General features: G+C 60.9%; 13 protein-coding genes. 4 read left to right on the forward strand and 9 right to left on the reverse strand.

Annotated features, from left to right (window positions below; all coding sequences use genetic code 11):
- Positions 1 to 219 precede the first annotated feature (219 nt).
- Positions 220 to 1,281: a LacI family DNA-binding transcriptional regulator gene (locus ACP7E0_RS22660; protein WP_426128035.1), complete on the forward strand. Its 1,062-nt coding sequence runs from the start codon at positions 220 to 222 to the stop codon at positions 1,279 to 1,281.
- Between the two features lie 69 nt (positions 1,282 to 1,350).
- Here ACP7E0_RS22660 and ACP7E0_RS22665 read toward each other — a convergent pair whose 3' ends face one another.
- The 3 genes from ACP7E0_RS22665 to ACP7E0_RS22675 all read right to left on the reverse strand — a co-directional run bounded on the left by ACP7E0_RS22665 (position 1,351) and on the right by ACP7E0_RS22675 (position 5,840).
- Positions 1,351 to 3,090 (reverse strand): peptidoglycan D,D-transpeptidase FtsI family protein, encoded by a 1,740-nt coding sequence (locus ACP7E0_RS22665; RefSeq protein ID WP_426128037.1) that lies wholly within the window; start codon positions 3,088 to 3,090, stop codon positions 1,351 to 1,353.
- Positions 3,091 to 3,301: 211 nt separating this feature from the next.
- Positions 3,302 to 4,774, reverse strand: a complete 1,473-nt coding sequence (locus ACP7E0_RS22670) for a diguanylate cyclase domain-containing protein (protein ID WP_426128039.1) — start codon at positions 4,772 to 4,774, stop codon at positions 3,302 to 3,304.
- A gap of 199 nt (positions 4,775 to 4,973) precedes the next feature.
- The gene (locus tag ACP7E0_RS22675) at positions 4,974 to 5,840 is read right to left on the reverse strand and encodes an RNA polymerase factor sigma-32 (protein WP_426128040.1); all 867 of its coding nucleotides are present in this window, start codon (positions 5,838 to 5,840) and stop codon (positions 4,974 to 4,976) included.
- Between the two features lie 519 nt (positions 5,841 to 6,359).
- Here ACP7E0_RS22675 and ACP7E0_RS22680 point away from each other — a divergent pair.
- On the forward strand, positions 6,360 to 6,866 hold the full coding sequence (locus ACP7E0_RS22680; RefSeq protein ID WP_113318057.1) for a GNAT family N-acetyltransferase: 507 nt from the start codon (positions 6,360 to 6,362) through the stop codon (positions 6,864 to 6,866).
- Between the two features lie 39 nt (positions 6,867 to 6,905).
- Here ACP7E0_RS22680 and ACP7E0_RS22685 read toward each other — a convergent pair whose 3' ends face one another.
- Entirely contained in the window at positions 6,906 to 7,514 is a 609-nt protein-coding gene (locus tag ACP7E0_RS22685) for a hypothetical protein (protein ID WP_426128042.1), read from the reverse strand.
- 152 nt (positions 7,515 to 7,666) lie between these two features.
- Between ACP7E0_RS22685 and ppa the strand changes: the two genes are divergently transcribed.
- Complete coding sequence (gene ppa / locus ACP7E0_RS22690) at positions 7,667 to 8,200, forward strand: inorganic diphosphatase (RefSeq protein ID WP_113318059.1); 534 nt, start codon at positions 7,667 to 7,669, stop codon at positions 8,198 to 8,200.
- 345 nt (positions 8,201 to 8,545) lie between these two features.
- Here the strand turns inward: ppa and ACP7E0_RS22695 are convergent, their stop codons facing one another.
- Positions 8,546 to 8,839 (reverse strand): YggT family protein, encoded by a 294-nt coding sequence (locus tag ACP7E0_RS22695; RefSeq protein ID WP_426128043.1) that lies wholly within the window; start codon positions 8,837 to 8,839, stop codon positions 8,546 to 8,548.
- 129 nt (positions 8,840 to 8,968) lie between these two features.
- On the opposite strand from ACP7E0_RS22695, the gene ACP7E0_RS22700 reads away from it, so the two are divergent.
- On the forward strand, positions 8,969 to 10,216 hold the full coding sequence (locus ACP7E0_RS22700; protein WP_426128045.1) for an MFS transporter: 1,248 nt from the start codon (positions 8,969 to 8,971) through the stop codon (positions 10,214 to 10,216).
- A gap of 249 nt (positions 10,217 to 10,465) precedes the next feature.
- Here the strand turns inward: ACP7E0_RS22700 and ACP7E0_RS22705 are convergent, their stop codons facing one another.
- The 4 genes from ACP7E0_RS22705 to ACP7E0_RS22720 are packed head-to-tail and all read right to left on the reverse strand — an operon-like array spanning position 10,466 to position 14,678.
- Positions 10,466 to 11,209 carry a glutamine amidotransferase gene (locus ACP7E0_RS22705; RefSeq protein WP_426128047.1) on the reverse strand — a complete coding sequence of 248 codons (744 nt, stop codon included), beginning with the start codon at positions 11,207 to 11,209 and terminating at the stop codon, positions 10,466 to 10,468.
- Position 11,210: 1 nt separating this feature from the next.
- Positions 11,211 to 11,696: a TerB family tellurite resistance protein gene (locus ACP7E0_RS22710; RefSeq protein ID WP_426128049.1), complete on the reverse strand. Its 486-nt coding sequence runs from the start codon at positions 11,694 to 11,696 to the stop codon at positions 11,211 to 11,213.
- Between the two features lie 29 nt (positions 11,697 to 11,725).
- Positions 11,726 to 13,390 (reverse strand): heme biosynthesis protein HemY, encoded by a 1,665-nt coding sequence (locus ACP7E0_RS22715; protein WP_426128050.1) that lies wholly within the window; start codon positions 13,388 to 13,390, stop codon positions 11,726 to 11,728.
- A gap of 10 nt (positions 13,391 to 13,400) precedes the next feature.
- A complete protein-coding gene (locus ACP7E0_RS22720) occupies positions 13,401 to 14,678 on the reverse strand; it encodes a COG4223 family protein (protein ID WP_426128052.1) in 1,278 nt (425 codons plus the stop codon).
- Positions 14,679 to 14,789: the final 111 nt, after the last annotated feature.

Genomic DNA, 14,789 nt, shown 5'->3' on the forward strand with positions numbered 1-14,789 from the left:
GCCGGATTGGTTGGAGCGCCCCAGCGGTCGTTATAAAGGTCCTTGAAAAGATAGCTGATCGGGATCATAGTTTTATTCTTTCTTGAATCGATTCAATAAAAAGCCGAAAGCCTTCTTGAACCGATTCAATTTTGCCTGATCAATGGAAGGTGTCAAGAGATTTGAACCGATACAATATTCTGCTAGGTTGACGTGGGTTCAGTGGATGAAGGAGCGACCTTGATCAAGGGACATTTAAAGCTTGCCGACGTTGCCAAGGCGGCCGGTGTGTCGCAGGGGACGGCGTCGAATGTCTTCAGCCGGCCGGAGGTGGTGCGCGAAGAGGTGCGCGAGCGCGTGCTGGGGATCGCCCGGGATCTTGGCTACAATGGTCCGGATATCAAGGGGCGGCTGCTGCGGGCGGGGCGGGTCAATGCCATCGGCGTGGCGGCGATCGAGCCACTGGCCTATTTCTTCGAGGACCCCTGGGCGCGGGCGCTGATGACGCAGGTCGCGGCGGTCTGTGACGCCACCGGCACCGGCATCGCGCTGGTCTCGGCGCAAAACCAGCAGAAGCTGGCCTGGAACATCAACAGCGCGCTGGTCGACGGCTTCATCCTGCTGTGCGTCGAGGGCGGGGAACAGCTGGTAGCGTTGACACGGCGGCGGCAATTGCCTTTCATTGCCCTGGCACTGGGCGACGGGGACGCTGCAATCCCGGCGATCGGTCTCGACAATATCGCCGGGGCAGCGCAGGCGGCGCGGCATTTGGCGGATCTCGGCCATCGGCGGTTTGCCATTCTGGCCATCGACCTCGCCGGCGATGAGGCGGGCGCGATGGCGCCGGAACAGGCTGTCCGTTCGCTGAAATTCACCTCGCGCGACCGGGCGCTCGGCTATTGGCAGGCCTTGGCGGATTTCGGCGTCGGGCGGGCTGATGTGCCCATCCACGCGACGCAAAACGACAGGCCGAGCGTCGATGCGGCGCTGGAGACGCTGTTTGCAGCCGCAGGACCGCCCACAGCCATCCTGGCCATGTCCGACCGCATTGCTCTCTTTGCCATGCAATGGCTTGCCGGGCGGGGATATGCGGTGCCGGACGACGTGTCCGTCATCGGCTTCGACGGCGTGCCGGAGGCGGCGACGGCCGTGCCGGGGCTGACGACGATGGCGCAGCCACTTGCCGAGATCGCGCGCCGGGCCGTGGCCGCCATCCTTGAGGACGCGACGCCTGCGCAACAGGAGGCGCTTGCTGTGACGTTGATCGTGCGGGGCAGCACGGCACCATCGCCGCCGGTTTAGCGTCTGCCGGCGGCTATCACGGGAACCGCCCCCGCTTTGATGAGCGTGGTATCGCCAACCTGTTTCCCGTCAGTAATCGGCGAGAATCAAGGACCCGTCTTTCCCGAATTGCGGCTGAACGCCGAGCAGCGGGCCGGCGCGGCTGATGATTTCCTTGATCATCGGGGCGGCCGTGGATGCTGCCGTGCGTCCGCCGTTCTCTCCGGTCCGGGGCGCATCGACAATGGTGAGGACGATATATTTGGGCTTATGCATCGGGAAGCCCGCAACGAAGGCGTTGAAGTTGATATCTTTGGCATACCGGCCGTTGATGACCTTGTCGGCCGTTCCGGTCTTGCCGCCGACATTGAAACCGGCGACCTGCGCATTCCGGCCTGATCCGTTTGAGCCGTTCCAGTTGAAAAGATAGCGCATATCGGCGCTTGTCTTTTCCGTTACGACCGTGCGGGCAATCGCCATTGCCTCCGGAAGCGACCGGGGCAGAAATGTCGGTGGGATCAGGTTTCCTCCGTTGATAAGGGAGGCCGCCGCCACGGCGGTCTGCAACGGCGTGGTTGCTACCCCGTGGCCGAAGGAGATGGTCACCGAGTTGATCTTCTTCCAGGCCCTCGGCTGCGTTGGTGTCGCCACGCCCGGCATTTCCGTTTCCATTTTGGATAGCAGTCCGAGCCTTGTCAGGAATTCCTGGTGCCCTTCGATGCCGACCATGTCCGCCACCGCCGCCGTGCCGATGTTTGATGAGTACTGGAAAACCTCGACGATTGAGAGGGGGCGGTTCTTGCCTTTGAAATCCTTGATCGTGAACCCGCCCATGCGGATGGGGCGTGACGCATCGACAACCGAATTGAGGGTGATCTTTTCGGCGTCGAGGCCCATGGCCAGGGTAAAACTCTTGAACGTCGATCCCATCTCGAAGGTGGCATTGCTGATCCGGTTGAACCATCCCTTCTCATAGTCCTTGTCGACGCTGCCGTCGGGTAGCGTCCGGGAGGGCTGGTTCGGGTCGTAGTCAGGCACCGAGGCCATGGCGAGAACCTCGCCGGTTTCCATGTCCAGAACCACGGCGCCGGCGGCTTCCGCCTGATAGTCCTTCATTGCGCGTACGGCGACCTCGCGGACGATATGCTGAACACGCAGGTCGATCGACAGTTTTACCGGTTCCAGCGGCACATCGCCGGTCAAGCCGGCGGCGCGCAGATCAGCCAGGCCTTGCTGGTCGATATACCGCTCCATGCCGGCAAGGCCCTGATTGTCGACGTTCACATGGCCGAGAATATGCGATGCGGTGGGGCCGCCCGGATAGAAGCGCCGGTTTTCGGGGCGAAAGCCGATGCCGGGGATGCCAAGCGCCAGGATATCCGATTGCTGGCGCGGCGTCAGCTGCCGTTTCAGCCATTGAAACGCGGAGCCGGATTGCAGTTTCTTGTGAGTGTCGCTCCAGTCGAGGTTGGGAATGACGATCGCGAGTTTTTCGACGGCTTCATCGGCATCGACGATCCTGCGCGGCTCGGCATAGAGCGACATGGTTCTGAGATCTGTTGCCAGCAATTGTCCGTTGCGATCGACGATATCCGGCCGGGAGGCGACTGCGGCAGTGCCGTCGATGATCGATGCGAGCGCAATGGGATCTGCAAGCCCGTATTGAACAAGCCGGGCAAAGGTCACAAGAAAGATAACGGTAAATCCGGCGATGAGGATGGCAAGCCTGTTCCTGGAATCAAGTCTACGTTGTGCGGCGCCGACGAACGCTCTGTTCTTGCGGGTGCTGAAATGATTGCGGCTGCGCAGCCGCATGACAAAAGCAATCATTGCAAACGACCCCACGCAACGCCGGTGAAAGCGGCCCCGAACGGATTATGGCCGCCGGGGTGAAAGGTGCACGCAGCCGGGGCGCAAGCCAATCAAAGAATGGGCGGATGGGGGCGGATCATTAAAGTTGTATTAATATACATTTAAAGTTGTGATGGGGAGCTTGAGCCTTGTTAACTTATGCCTTCACGGGCGCTCAGCATTTCCCCTGCTATGACGTCCGGCGGGCAATGCGGCCGCCGCTTGCGCTCATCGTGCCCCTGGCTTCGTAGAATGCTCTCTTATGCTCGTACATCAGAGTATCGGCGCGCTGGACGAGGGATTCCATGGATTCGCCCTGTTCGCTGGTCGCGACGCCGAAGGACATTGTGAGGGGCGCGCTCGAATAGAACTGGTTGTTGATCTTCAGGAGTTCGTTGATCGTCTCCATCATCGCGCCCGCGGCCTTGTTGTCTGCCCCAGGCATCAGAACGGCGAACTCGTCGCCGCCGATCCGGGCTGCGTGGTTGGGCTGCGAGACGGCGCCATTGAGGATTTCACCGAACCGCCGCAACAGGGCATCACCGGCATCGTGACCAAGCTGGTCATTGGCCTCCTTCAGCCCGTTGAGATCGATGATGATCGCCGAAACGGGGCGAAGCGATTTCCTCTCCAGCCGGTTGATTTCCTCGGCGTAGAAGGCGCGATTGTAGAGCTTTGTCAGGACATCATGCTTGCCGAGGTATTCGAGATAGGCTTCGGCTTTTTTGCGCGCCGTAATATCCGCCAAGGCAACCTGAACGCGGGACCAGTCGTTTTCGCGACCGGGAAAGACCGAAAAATGCAGCAGTATGTGCCGTTCGGATCCATCCAGCGCGTAGTTGATGACTTCGCGGTGGTGGAACAGCTTTCCGTTCCAAAGCTCGATGAGTTGCTCGCGGAACGGCTTTTCCATATCGCCGCGGAAGATATCGCCCAACCGCTGAAGCAACGTCATGCGATCCGGGGCGCAGAAGAGGTCGAGCGTCGCCTGGTTGACGTCGATGACGCGGATTTCGCTCATGCACTGCGTGACAAATTCCGGATGGACATCCATGAAGGTTCGAAAGTCGCTGATGCCGCGGGCGCGGATATCCTCGATCAAAGCCTTGATGCGGCTGAAGTCCTCGATCCAGAGGGAAACCGGCGAATGCTCGAAGATGCCTTCGGCATAGAGTCTTTGCGCGATTTCAGACCTGCGCGCATCTTCCCGCGTGGTGATGTTTTCCGTCGTCAGAAGCACCTTGGCGAGAGAGCCTTCATGACCCGGCATGACCGCACCGCGAAGCTGGATATCGAGACGGCGGCCGGAGAGCGTGTAGTTTACGGTGGTGCTGGAAAAGGCAAGCTTTCCGTCGAAAAGGTCGGCCAGTTCATTGCTATGCGTTTCGAGCATGTCGTCTCGAAAGATCTGCGCTATGCCCGCTCGGAGATGATCGACGTCATCGGCTTCAAAAAGCTCAAGCGTCTTCCTGTTGACATCCAGCACCCGAATTCGCCTGGAGCATTCGGCGATACGCCGGACATCATCCCGCAAGAAGGCGCGGATGTCGGTGACCCCTTGCGATCGCCAGATGTCGAAAAGCGCTTTGACGTCACTGAAATCCTCGATCCACATGGCAATCGGCGCAAGGTTGAAGACGCCGGAATCGAATGTCTCTTGCATTATGCCACCTGAAAACGAGTGAGAACAAGATGCGCCACTGGCGCAAAAATCGCGTATCCGCAGTATTAACCCCCGAAGGTAAACCACGCATGACCGCTGCTGGGCTGCTGCTGTGCCGAAGACATGCTCCAGTCGTACATGCTGACGTAAAAAACCGGATGAAGCCTTTCATCCGGTTTCACGTTCGGTCAAATTTTCCTCAGTGCCGCATTGCCAGCACCGGGGCCTCCGCGACCAGCGCGATCTTCAGCTTTTCCAACGCCCTTGTTTCGATCTGGCGGACGCGTTCCTTGGAGATGCCAAGGTCGGCGCCGAGTTCTTCCAGCGTGGCGCTGTCTTCGGAAAGGCGGCGGGCGCGGATGATCTTCATTTCGCGCTCGTTGAGCTGGCACAGCGCATGGCTGAGCCAGGTGCGGCGGCGTTCGCTGTCGATCATTTCGGACACCTGCTCATCGGGCAGGGGTGCGTCGCAGGCGAGAAGATCGAGGCGTTCACCACCGTCGGATTCGCCCGACGAGGAGATCGGCGCCTGCAGCGAGGCGTCGTTGCCGGAGAGGCGCGCATCCATGGTCTGCACATCGGCAAGGCTGACGCCGAGCGCCACGGCGATTTCCTCGTGCACGGCACGTGCCGTCAGCTGGCGGTCGCCCTGGGCGAGCTTGGCGCGCAGGCGGCGCAGGTTGAAGAACAGGGCTTTTTGGGCCGACGACGTGCCGCCGCGCACGATCGACCAGTTGCGCAGCACGTAATCCTGCATCGAGGCGCGGATCCACCAGCTGGCATAAGTCGAGAAACGGACTTCGCGGCTCGGTTCGAAGCGGGCTGCCGCTTCCAGAAGGCCGATGTGACCTTCCTGGACAAGATCGCTCATCGGCAGGCCGAAATTGCGGAACTTGGAGGCCATGGAAATGACCAGCCGCATATGGGCCATGGCAATCTTGTTGCGGGCGTCCTGGTCCTGATGGTCTTTCCATGCCAGCGCCAGCGCATGCTCTTCATCCCGTGCGAGATATGGAGCCGCCATGGCGATCTTGATCATGCGCCTGTCTGCTGAGAGATTTTTCATCGGCTACTCCATGACGGGCACAAGGGCGTGCCGCTGAACGATAGGTCGATAGGTATTTCGGGATTTCCGCTGCCTGGCGCTTGACCAGAATTCGAACCGCCCTACTTCCTGTTGAGATCCGAGGCCGGAAGAAGAGGCCGCGGCAGTCCCGATTTGCGCAAGTGCACATATGCGGACGCTTTCAAACGCGCGACCTGATGAAAAGGTTCCATGCTGCGCTGCCGTATTTTGAGGCGGCGGGCGTCTTTTTGTGTTTCCGCCTCTGTTTGCGATTCGGATGATCGCCGAGAAGCGTTGCCTGGCCTGGGCGAATCACCTCAACCGGCAAAAAGTGAAAGTTGCTCTGACGTTAGAGGGTGCGGCGGGGCAAATCTTGTGTGCTGCGATGATTGCCGCTTGCCGGAAAAGTTAAAAAAGCGTTAACTTTTGATGGTTGTCCCCATAAGTTGCCTGTGAGTTAGTTAAAGACAGGGCTTGGACGGGATTCCTGTTTGTCCGGCACGGGTCTAGAGTCGCGTTATGAAAACACTATCAATCGAGGTGCGCCCGGGTGAGCCGAGGGACGCCATGTCCATCTCGGATGTGCACCGCGTCTCGTGGCTGCAGGCCTATGGCGGTCTCATTCCGCACAAGCCGCTGACCCAGATGGTTCACCGGCGCGATCATGCGTGGTGGCGCAAAGCCACGCGCGGACCCTCGACATTGCTGGTCGTCGAAGTTGCCGGCGTGATTGCCGGCTACGCGACGCTTGGGCTCAACCGGTCCCGGTCGCTGCCGCAGGAAGGCGAGGTCTACGAGATATACCTGCGCCCGGAATATCAGGGCATCGGCCTTGGCCGCATTCTCTTCGGCGAAGCCAAGAACCTGTTGAAGTCACTCGGCTGCCAGGGCCTCGTCGTCTGGTGCCTGGAAGACAGCCATCATGCCGACCGCTTCTTCCGCATGGCCGGCGGCCGTGACCTCTGCGAGGGCATGGAAGATTTCGGCGAAAAAAACCTTAAGAAGATCGGCTATATCTGGGATTGATGCGCTCGCGCAGACCGCTTCTGTGCGATATGCCGTGGTTCAGTCTGGAAAAACATGCGTCGGCTCTGCCGCCGTCGGGCCGCGAATGCCGTGATAAGCCGCCGTGTCTTTACCGCAGGCGAAGTCTTTTGCCCTGGTGTCGGCGACTTCCCGGGCCACTCTGTTGGGTTCGGGATTAGCCAGCGCATCGACATAGCCGACCACGCAGCCCTGTCCGGTACCATCCGCCACTTTCGAGACGACGAGAACCTGGCCTTTCAATTTCAGTGACGGTTCGTAGGTGACCGGATCGATGTTTTCCAGGAACCAGCGCAGGATTGTCGCAACCGGCTTGCCGTCCGCGCCAAGGCGCCACTCGATCTTTCGCGTCGCGTTGTTGAACGGCTCGAAGCTTTCAAAGACGTCGTTGACATAGGTGCCGCTGACGGGGCCGTAGAGGATGCTCTGCCGCAGATCGCCTTCCTTGAAATAAACAGCGTAGTCCTCGAGACCCTTGCATTGCAGCGAAATGCTGCCGCCTTCCGTGTCTTCCGGCAGAAGGGACTTGCAGTGATCGGTGTCGAGGTCGGTATAGGTGCTGTTATTGGCAAGGGCGGGCGCCATCGACAACAGGAGCAGAAACGGTATGGCATAGGCGAACTGTTTCATTGGAACTCCTCTTGCAGATATACGTCCTGCCGTGCGCGAATATTCGCTGAAACGTCGCATTTTTCGGGCCGAAACGAAAGTAATGTTGCGCCGCGTCATGTTTCCCGTTATCGGACTTGCCATCGGAAAAACTGGCCCCTGGGGGAAAACTCATGCGTATTGATGCAATTTCGATTGGAAAGAATCCGCCTGAAGATATCAACGTGATCGTCGAGGTTCCGGTTGGCGGGCATCCGATCAAGTATGAAATGGACAAGGAAGCCGGCACGCTGGTCGTCGACCGCTTCCTCTATACGCCGATGACCTATCCCGGCAATTACGGCTTTGTGCCGCACACCCTGTCGGAAGACGGCGATCCGATCGACGTGCTGATCGCCTCGACGCGTCCGCTGGTTCCCGGCTGCGTCATCAACGTGCGCCCGATCGGCGTTTTGATGATGGAAGACAATTCCGGCAAGGACGAAAAGATCGTCGCCGTGCCGAACTATCACCTGACCAAGCGCTACGACAAGGTGAAGGAGTATACCGACCTGCCGGAAATCACCCTGCAGCAGATCGAGCATTTCTTCGAGCACTACAAGGATCTGGAGCCCGGCAAATGGGTGAAGATCTACGGCTGGAAGGATACCGCCGTTGCCCAGCAGCTGATCCTCGAAGCCATCGAGCGCGCCAAGGCAGAGAAGTAAGCGAGAGCTGAAAAGGCGTCCTGCGCTTCAGTTGCCAACGCTTCAGGGCGTGGCTTTGACGAAGCGCATAGCCCCATCCCGGTCATGGTCGCCCTCGTGGCGGGCATCCAGCGACCCGACGTCCGGCGGGTCAAAAGCTTTTCAGCCCAAGGACTTGGGCTGGCTAGATTCCTGTGACGGGCACAGGAATGACGGAGATTTTGGTGTCACTCAGTTTCCCAAATGACCTGTCAAAAATGGGAAATGGCTTTGTCAGTCGTAAAATGAAAACCTCCGGATCAGCCTGATCCGGAGGTTTTCTTGTTTTCGACGGTTCAAGACTTGAGCCCGAAGGCTCCTCGGCGTTTAGCTGAGCAACGCTGCGGCGATTGTCGTGTTGAGCAGGTACCAGAGGAAATAAAGGATGACCAACACCACCAGCGGCGACAGGTCGACGCCGCCCATGTTGGGCAGGACGTTGCGGATCGGCCTGTAGAGCGGTTCCGTCAGCTGGTACAGCGAACGGCCGATCATGTTGATGGCGTTGTTGTTCACGTTGATCACGTTGAAGGCGTAGAGCCAGGAAAAAATGGCCGAGGCGATGACCAGGAACCACGCAATGTTGATGATGAAATTCAGGGTCGCAATGACAGCAAGCATGCCGGTCTCCAATTCGTTGTTGACAGACATGTAGACATTGCCGACTAAACCGGCAAGTCCACGCTTCGTGATGGGCCAAACATGTTTAATGCGGCGGGATAGCCTGCCGTTGTTCGGAAAGATTGCCGCATGTCCGTCCCTGAAGGTGCAGACCGGTTTGCCGCATTCCGGCATGTCTCCTATGCCCGTTTTTTCTTCGCCCGTTTCCTTGCGTCCTTCGCGATCCAGATCATCAGTGTCTCGGTGGGATGGCAGATGTACGAGCAGACGCAGAACACGCTCTATCTTGGCCTGATCGGCCTGTTCCAGTTTCTGCCGTCGCTGCTGCTGATCCTGATCACCGGATCGGTGGCCGACCGTCATTCGCGGCGCATGATCGTTTCGATCTGCATGATCATCAGCGCGCTCTGCGCGGCGGCGCTGCTGGGATTGACGATTGCCGATGCCTTTTCGCCCTGGCCGGTGTTTGCCATCCTGATCGTCTTCGGTATCGAGCGCGCCTTCATGGCACCCGCCGTGCAGTCGCTGGCGCCCAACCTCGTTCCGGCCCGGGACCTCGCGAACGCGATTGCCTGGAATTCATCCTCCTGGCAGACGGCCGCCATTCTCGGCCCGGTGGCCGGTGGCCTGCTCTATGGTCTTAGCGCCATTGTTGCCTATTCCGTGGCGCTGGTTTTTCTCATCCTGTCGGCGATCCTCATCTTCATGATCGAGAAGCCGGCGCAGCACAGTCTCAGCGAACCGCGCGACTGGACCTCGGTGCTTGCCGGGTTCAAGTTCATCCGCACGGAAAAGATCGTGCTGGGGGCAATCTCGCTCGACCTGTTTGCGGTGCTGCTCGGCGGTGCCGTGGCACTGATGCCGGTGTTTGCCAGCGAAATCCTTGTCTTGGGTCCGCTTGGTCTTGGCCTGTTGCGCGCAGCACCCGGTATCGGCGCCATCCTTGTGGCCGTGACGCTGGCGGCCTACCCGATCCGCCACAATGCGGGCCGGCTGATGTTTGCCGGTGTGGCGCTGTTCGGCGTCGGCACGGTGATCTTCGGCCTGTCGCAGGTTGCCTGGCTTTCGATCGCGGCGTTGATGCTGATGGGCGCTTCGGACATGATCTCGGTCTATGTGCGCGAAACGCTGATCGCGCTGTGGACGCCGGATGCGGTGCGCGGCCGCGTCAATGCGGTCAACATGGTTTTCGTCGGAGCGTCCAACGAACTCGGCGAATTCCGCGCGGGCACGATGGCGCATTTTATCGGCGCGGTGCCGGCCGTGGTGATTGGTGGAGTCGGCACTCTGGCGGTCGCAGTCATCTGGGCGCTCGGCTTTCCGCAGCTGCGCAAGATCGATTCGCTCGATGCGCCGGATCGTTCTGTTTCGGGGTGATCCGGGGCGGGGGCGGTATGCGTGGCGGGCACCCCCTCTGCCGGCTATGCCGACATCTCCCCCGGAAGGGGGGAGGTTGCCTATCAATTGCCGAGCGCACAACGATCTCCCTCTTCTCCCCAGCGGGGAGAAGTGCCGAGCGTATGCGAGGCGATGAGGGGGGGCGGCACATTCTGAGAGCTTGGCCCCCTCATCCGGCCCTGCGGGCCACCTTCTCCCCGCTGGGGAGAAGAGGAAACGGTGACTTGCTCAAGCTCTGACCGTCTCGCCCTGCCGCTGGAAGATGTGGCTGAGAAACTGGTCCATCCAGGCGCGCAGCGGCGCGTCGTGATCCATCCGGCCTTCCAGATGGGCGCGGCCGATTTGCGCACCCGGCAGCTCGAACCGGTGGGCGCCATGCACGACCCAGCGGTGCATCATCACCCGTGTCAGTTCGCCGTGGAACTGAATGCCCCAGGCGTTTTCGCCATAGCGGAAGGCCTGGTTGGGGTAGGTGCTGCCGGAGGCGAGCAGTTCGGCGCCTGCCGGAAGGTCGAAACCTTCGCGGTGGAATTGGTAGACCATCGGTGGCCAGTCCATCAGCGCGTTGCCTTTTTCGGTGGCGTGCAGTGGATACCAGCCGATTTCCGTCTGTCCTTCATGGTGCGGGCCGACCACGCCGCCGAGGTGGCGCACCAGCATCTGGGCGCCGAGACAGATGCCGAGGAAGGGCTTGTTTTCAGTGAGCGGTACGGAGAGCCAGTCGATCTCGCGGCGGACATAGTCCTCGTCGTCATTGGCACTCATCGGCCCGCCGAAGACGACGGCGCCGGCATGCTGTTCCAGCGTCGCGGGAAGGGGATCGCCGAGCACCGGACGGCGGATATCGAGACTCAGGCCCTTTTCCAGCAGCAGATGTCCGACACGGCCGGGGCTGGAGCGTTCCTGATGCAGGACGATCAGGACCGGCTTGTCGGTATTGCGCGTGTAATAGGTACGGTCGTCGAAAAGCATGTCACTTTTCCTGGTGCGCGGTTGCTTCCTCCACGACGTCGAGCTTGGCGGCTACCTCCTGCCGCTTGATGATCCGGTCCCTGCCGGACACGCCAAGCAGATCGGCGATCCGCCAGATCACATGATCCTCCATCTCGCTGCGCTTGCCATCGGCATAGACAATCTCCCACAGCATGCCGATCAGGTCTATGCGCTGCTCCTCGGAAAAATGCCGCTTGATGTCGGAGGTGAAGCGGAAGAAATCGATGGCCTGGCTTTCGGCGGTTTCGCCGGCAGCAATCAGCGCGTCGAGGGCCGCGTCGTCGAGCTTGTAGTGATCCTTGATCATCGAGCGCACTTTGCGGCGTTCCTTTTCGTGGATCTCGCCGTCAGCTTCCATCACCTGGATGCAGAGAGCCATGATGGCGATGCGGGGATCGCCGGGCTCGATGGCGGAGGGGCCGCTGCCGGTCAGGCTGTCGAGGAAAGTTCGAAATCGATCAAACATGGTTTTCCGTTAAAGAGCGGGGTTTCTTTTCAAAACAGGCGAAATGTGGACTTTTCCAGCGGCTTGCTGCCGTCATCGCGAACGCCGGGATCATCCGGCGAGCGGCCGAAGAAGGGTTCCACGACGGTTTCTAGGGGCTTGCCTTCACCAATTTTGGCTGGGGCCGGCTTGGGCTCGACCTTCACCGTTTGCGGCACGATCACCGATTCGCTTGGCGTTGGCACGGCGATGGTCTTGACCGTCACCGGCGCTTTATCCTCGGCTTCGATCACTGGACTTGTCTTGACCGGAACAGCGGCCTGTTCAGGCTGCGGCTCCGGACGTTTATGGACGATGGCCACCGGCGGCAGGCTGCGGATTGCGGCGTCGGCAGCATCCGGCGTACCTTCCTCGATAGGTCCGGCGATCTGGGCGACCGGCTGTTTCCATTCAAACGCATCGAGACGGCCGCTGACCGGCGAAACCGGCAGCCATTCGGGTGCCGTGACGCCATCTGCGGTCCAGGCCGGGTCGCGCGGGCTTTTCAGTGCCTGGTTCATCCAGTGGCGGATACGGCCGTCATCATTGGTATCGGCCTCCTCGATATCGGCGAGCAGCAGAAAGATACTCTCGCTCGGCTGGATGCGGGCGGCGGCTTCCGCCTTGGAACGGGCGAGCGGCAGCTGGCGGGCTTCGAGTGCACTTTCGGCAACGGCTGCGAGCGCAACCGGATTGTTGGGGCGGAGCGCCTCAAGCTTGTTGGCACGCTTCAGCCGGTCGCTTGCGGAATCGCCGCTGCGGGCACGGACATAGAGCTTGGCCACCTCCGGATGCGGATCCTGCTTCCAGAGCTTTTCCAGAATGGCGGCGCCCTTGCGCAGGTTATCCTCGCGAAACAGCGCCCTGGCGGCGATCAGTCCGGCGGGGACCAGATCTTCGGCAAGCTTCAAGGCGGCCTGCGCATCGTCGCGGGCGCCCTTCGGATCGGCCTCCAGCTTTTCCCCGGCGCGGGCCGTCAATAGCACGGCCTTCTTGCGGTCGGCTTCCTTGCGCTCAATGACATGCGCCGTGCGGCTCTGGTCGAGCAGGCGGATCGCTTCATCCCACTGGCCGGTCTGGCTGCGATAATCGAGAGCGGCCAGCGTCGCCCAGGGCAGATGCGGTGCCTTGTCGGCGGCGCGCTCGGCATATTGGCGGGCCGCCTCGTTGGCGCCCAGCCGCTTGGCTTCGAGATAGAGGCCGCGCAGTCCGAGTTCGCGGGTTTCCGGATCGTCGGCCATCAGCTCGAATTTCTTGCGGGCGTCGTCATATTTGCCTTCGATCAGCGCCGTCTGGGCTTCGAGCAGGTGGATCAGAGGCTCCTGGTCGGCGCTCAAAAGACCATGGGTGCGGGCAGTCATCCTGCGGGCAAGGGCTGAGTCGCCAGCGCCGGCAGCAATCAGGCCGGTGGAAAGCGCCTGATAGCCCCGGTCGCGCTTGCGGGCGCGGAAATAGCGGGAGATCGAATGGGGCGAGAGCCAGACGACGCGGATGAACCAGACGACGATCAGGATAGCCGCGATCAGCGAGGCCAGCAGCGTTGCCGCCACCATCAGGCTCATCTCGATGCGTTGGCCCTGCCAGATCAGCGACAGTTCGCCGGGACGATCGGCAAGCCAGGCAAAGCCTGCGCCAAGGGCAAGGACGATGAGAACATAGAACAGAATACGGATCATGAACTCTTCCTTAGCCCTGGTTGGCCGTCATGGCGCCGGCAACGGTGGCGTCGATCAGACCCTCGACGCGGATGCGCTGGTCCAGCTTGGTCTTGAAATCGGCACCGGCAGTCTTTGCCGGCTCCGGCAGCGTTTCCCATTCCAGGCTCGCGCCCTTCAGGTCGCCATTGGTCAGCCTGTCCTCGATGCGGGCGACGACGGCTTCCGGGCCTTCACCCTCGACGCTGCCGACCGGGCGGACGCGGATGGCTGAAGAGGCGCTGTCCATCAGACGGGAGAAGACGCCCTGATTGGGATCGCTGTGCCGGGTTGCCTCCAGCATCGTATCGGCAACGGCCGGGAAGTCGCGCACCAGATCGGCGCGCGGGGCAATGCCCGTCGTGGCATCGTCTGCAAGGCCGGTGACGGCCGGGTCGGTGGCGGCGATGCTTTTCAGAGCGTCGAGTTCGGCCAGGAACGGTCCGCCGCGATCGATCGCCGTCTTCAGCGCTGTGACGGCGACGGCCCGGGCCAGCTGCACGTCGCTCGCGGGCTCATCGATCTTCTTTTCGGCAGCATCGAGACGGGTCGACAGCTCGGATTTCGCCGCTTCGGTCGATTGTTGTGCATCAGCCAGCGCCGATTTCAACGTGGCGATCTCGCCGGTCAGGTTGGCGATCTGGGCATCAAGGCCCGAGACATCGGCGCCGGCGCCATTTCCGGCTTCTGCGGTCTTCTTCTCCAGCTCGGTGATGCGGGTTTCAAGCGGGCTCAGATCAGCGGTCGCCTGCGGTGCCGGGGCTGCGGCAAGCTGCGCCTTGAGGGCTTCGATATCGCTGGCGAGGCTCTGTTCGACAGCTGTATTACTGGCGCTCGGGCCAAGCGAGGGCATGACACCGGCATATTGCAGGCCGCCGGCGCCGAGAAGCGCGATCAGGCCGCCGAGGATACCGGCGGCAAAGGCGCCGGAATTGGAGGTGCGGTGCTGAGCGGGGTAGATCGGCCTTACCGGTTCTTCGGCGGCGGTTGCAGCTGAGGTTGGCTCCTCGGCAAAGGCTGCAGCGGCGGCTTCGGCTCGCGCATCTTCCTCTTCCGCTTCGGACTTGCCGGTATCAGTGCCGGAAATATCGGCGCGCACCGTTTCATCGGCTTCACCGGCGCGGATTTCCGTTGTTTCGTCGACAGAAGCTTCGCGCTCTACGGCGGTGCTTTCATCGGACCCTTCCTTCTGCACCGCAGTGGCATCCAGGTCGATCGTCAACGGCTCCTGATCGGACTTCGAGCGGCGCGGAGGGTTTTCCGGTCCCATGATGATCTCTTTCCGTTATCGCATGAACTTGACGTACTGTCTTAAACCTAGACATGCGGCAGGGATAGGGAAAGCCCCCAAGCGACAATTCCTTGACCAGACCCTGTTGCG

The organism is Pararhizobium sp. PWRC1-1, assembly GCF_049897905.1.
Lineage (GTDB): Bacteria > Pseudomonadota > Alphaproteobacteria > Rhizobiales > Rhizobiaceae > Pararhizobium.

What these genes read in the sequence shown, in the direction of transcription:
- ACP7E0_RS22665 (WP_426128037.1), bottom strand. Translation starts at nt 3,090, where the DNA reads ATGATTGCTTTTGTCATGCGGCTGCGCAGCCGCAATCATTTCAGCACC.
- ACP7E0_RS22670 (WP_426128039.1), bottom strand. Translation starts at nt 4,774, where the DNA reads ATGCAAGAGACATTCGATTCCGGCGTCTTCAACCTTGCGCCGATTGCC.
- ACP7E0_RS22675 (WP_426128040.1), bottom strand. Translation starts at nt 5,840, where the DNA reads ATGAAAAATCTCTCAGCAGACAGGCGCATGATCAAGATCGCCATGGCG.
- ACP7E0_RS22680 (WP_113318057.1), top strand. Translation starts at nt 6,360, where the DNA reads ATGAAAACACTATCAATCGAGGTGCGCCCGGGTGAGCCGAGGGACGCC.
- ACP7E0_RS22685 (WP_426128042.1), bottom strand. Translation starts at nt 7,514, where the DNA reads ATGAAACAGTTCGCCTATGCCATACCGTTTCTGCTCCTGTTGTCGATG.
- ppa (WP_113318059.1), top strand. Translation starts at nt 7,667, where the DNA reads ATGCGTATTGATGCAATTTCGATTGGAAAGAATCCGCCTGAAGATATC.
- ACP7E0_RS22695 (WP_426128043.1), bottom strand. Translation starts at nt 8,839, where the DNA reads ATGCTTGCTGTCATTGCGACCCTGAATTTCATCATCAACATTGCGTGG.
- ACP7E0_RS22700 (WP_426128045.1), top strand. Translation starts at nt 8,969, where the DNA reads ATGTCCGTCCCTGAAGGTGCAGACCGGTTTGCCGCATTCCGGCATGTC.
- ACP7E0_RS22705 (WP_426128047.1), bottom strand. Translation starts at nt 11,209, where the DNA reads ATGCTTTTCGACGACCGTACCTATTACACGCGCAATACCGACAAGCCG.
- ACP7E0_RS22710 (WP_426128049.1), bottom strand. Translation starts at nt 11,696, where the DNA reads ATGTTTGATCGATTTCGAACTTTCCTCGACAGCCTGACCGGCAGCGGC.
- ACP7E0_RS22715 (WP_426128050.1), bottom strand. Translation starts at nt 13,390, where the DNA reads ATGATCCGTATTCTGTTCTATGTTCTCATCGTCCTTGCCCTTGGCGCA.
- ACP7E0_RS22720 (WP_426128052.1), bottom strand. Translation starts at nt 14,678, where the DNA reads ATGGGACCGGAAAACCCTCCGCGCCGCTCGAAGTCCGATCAGGAGCCG.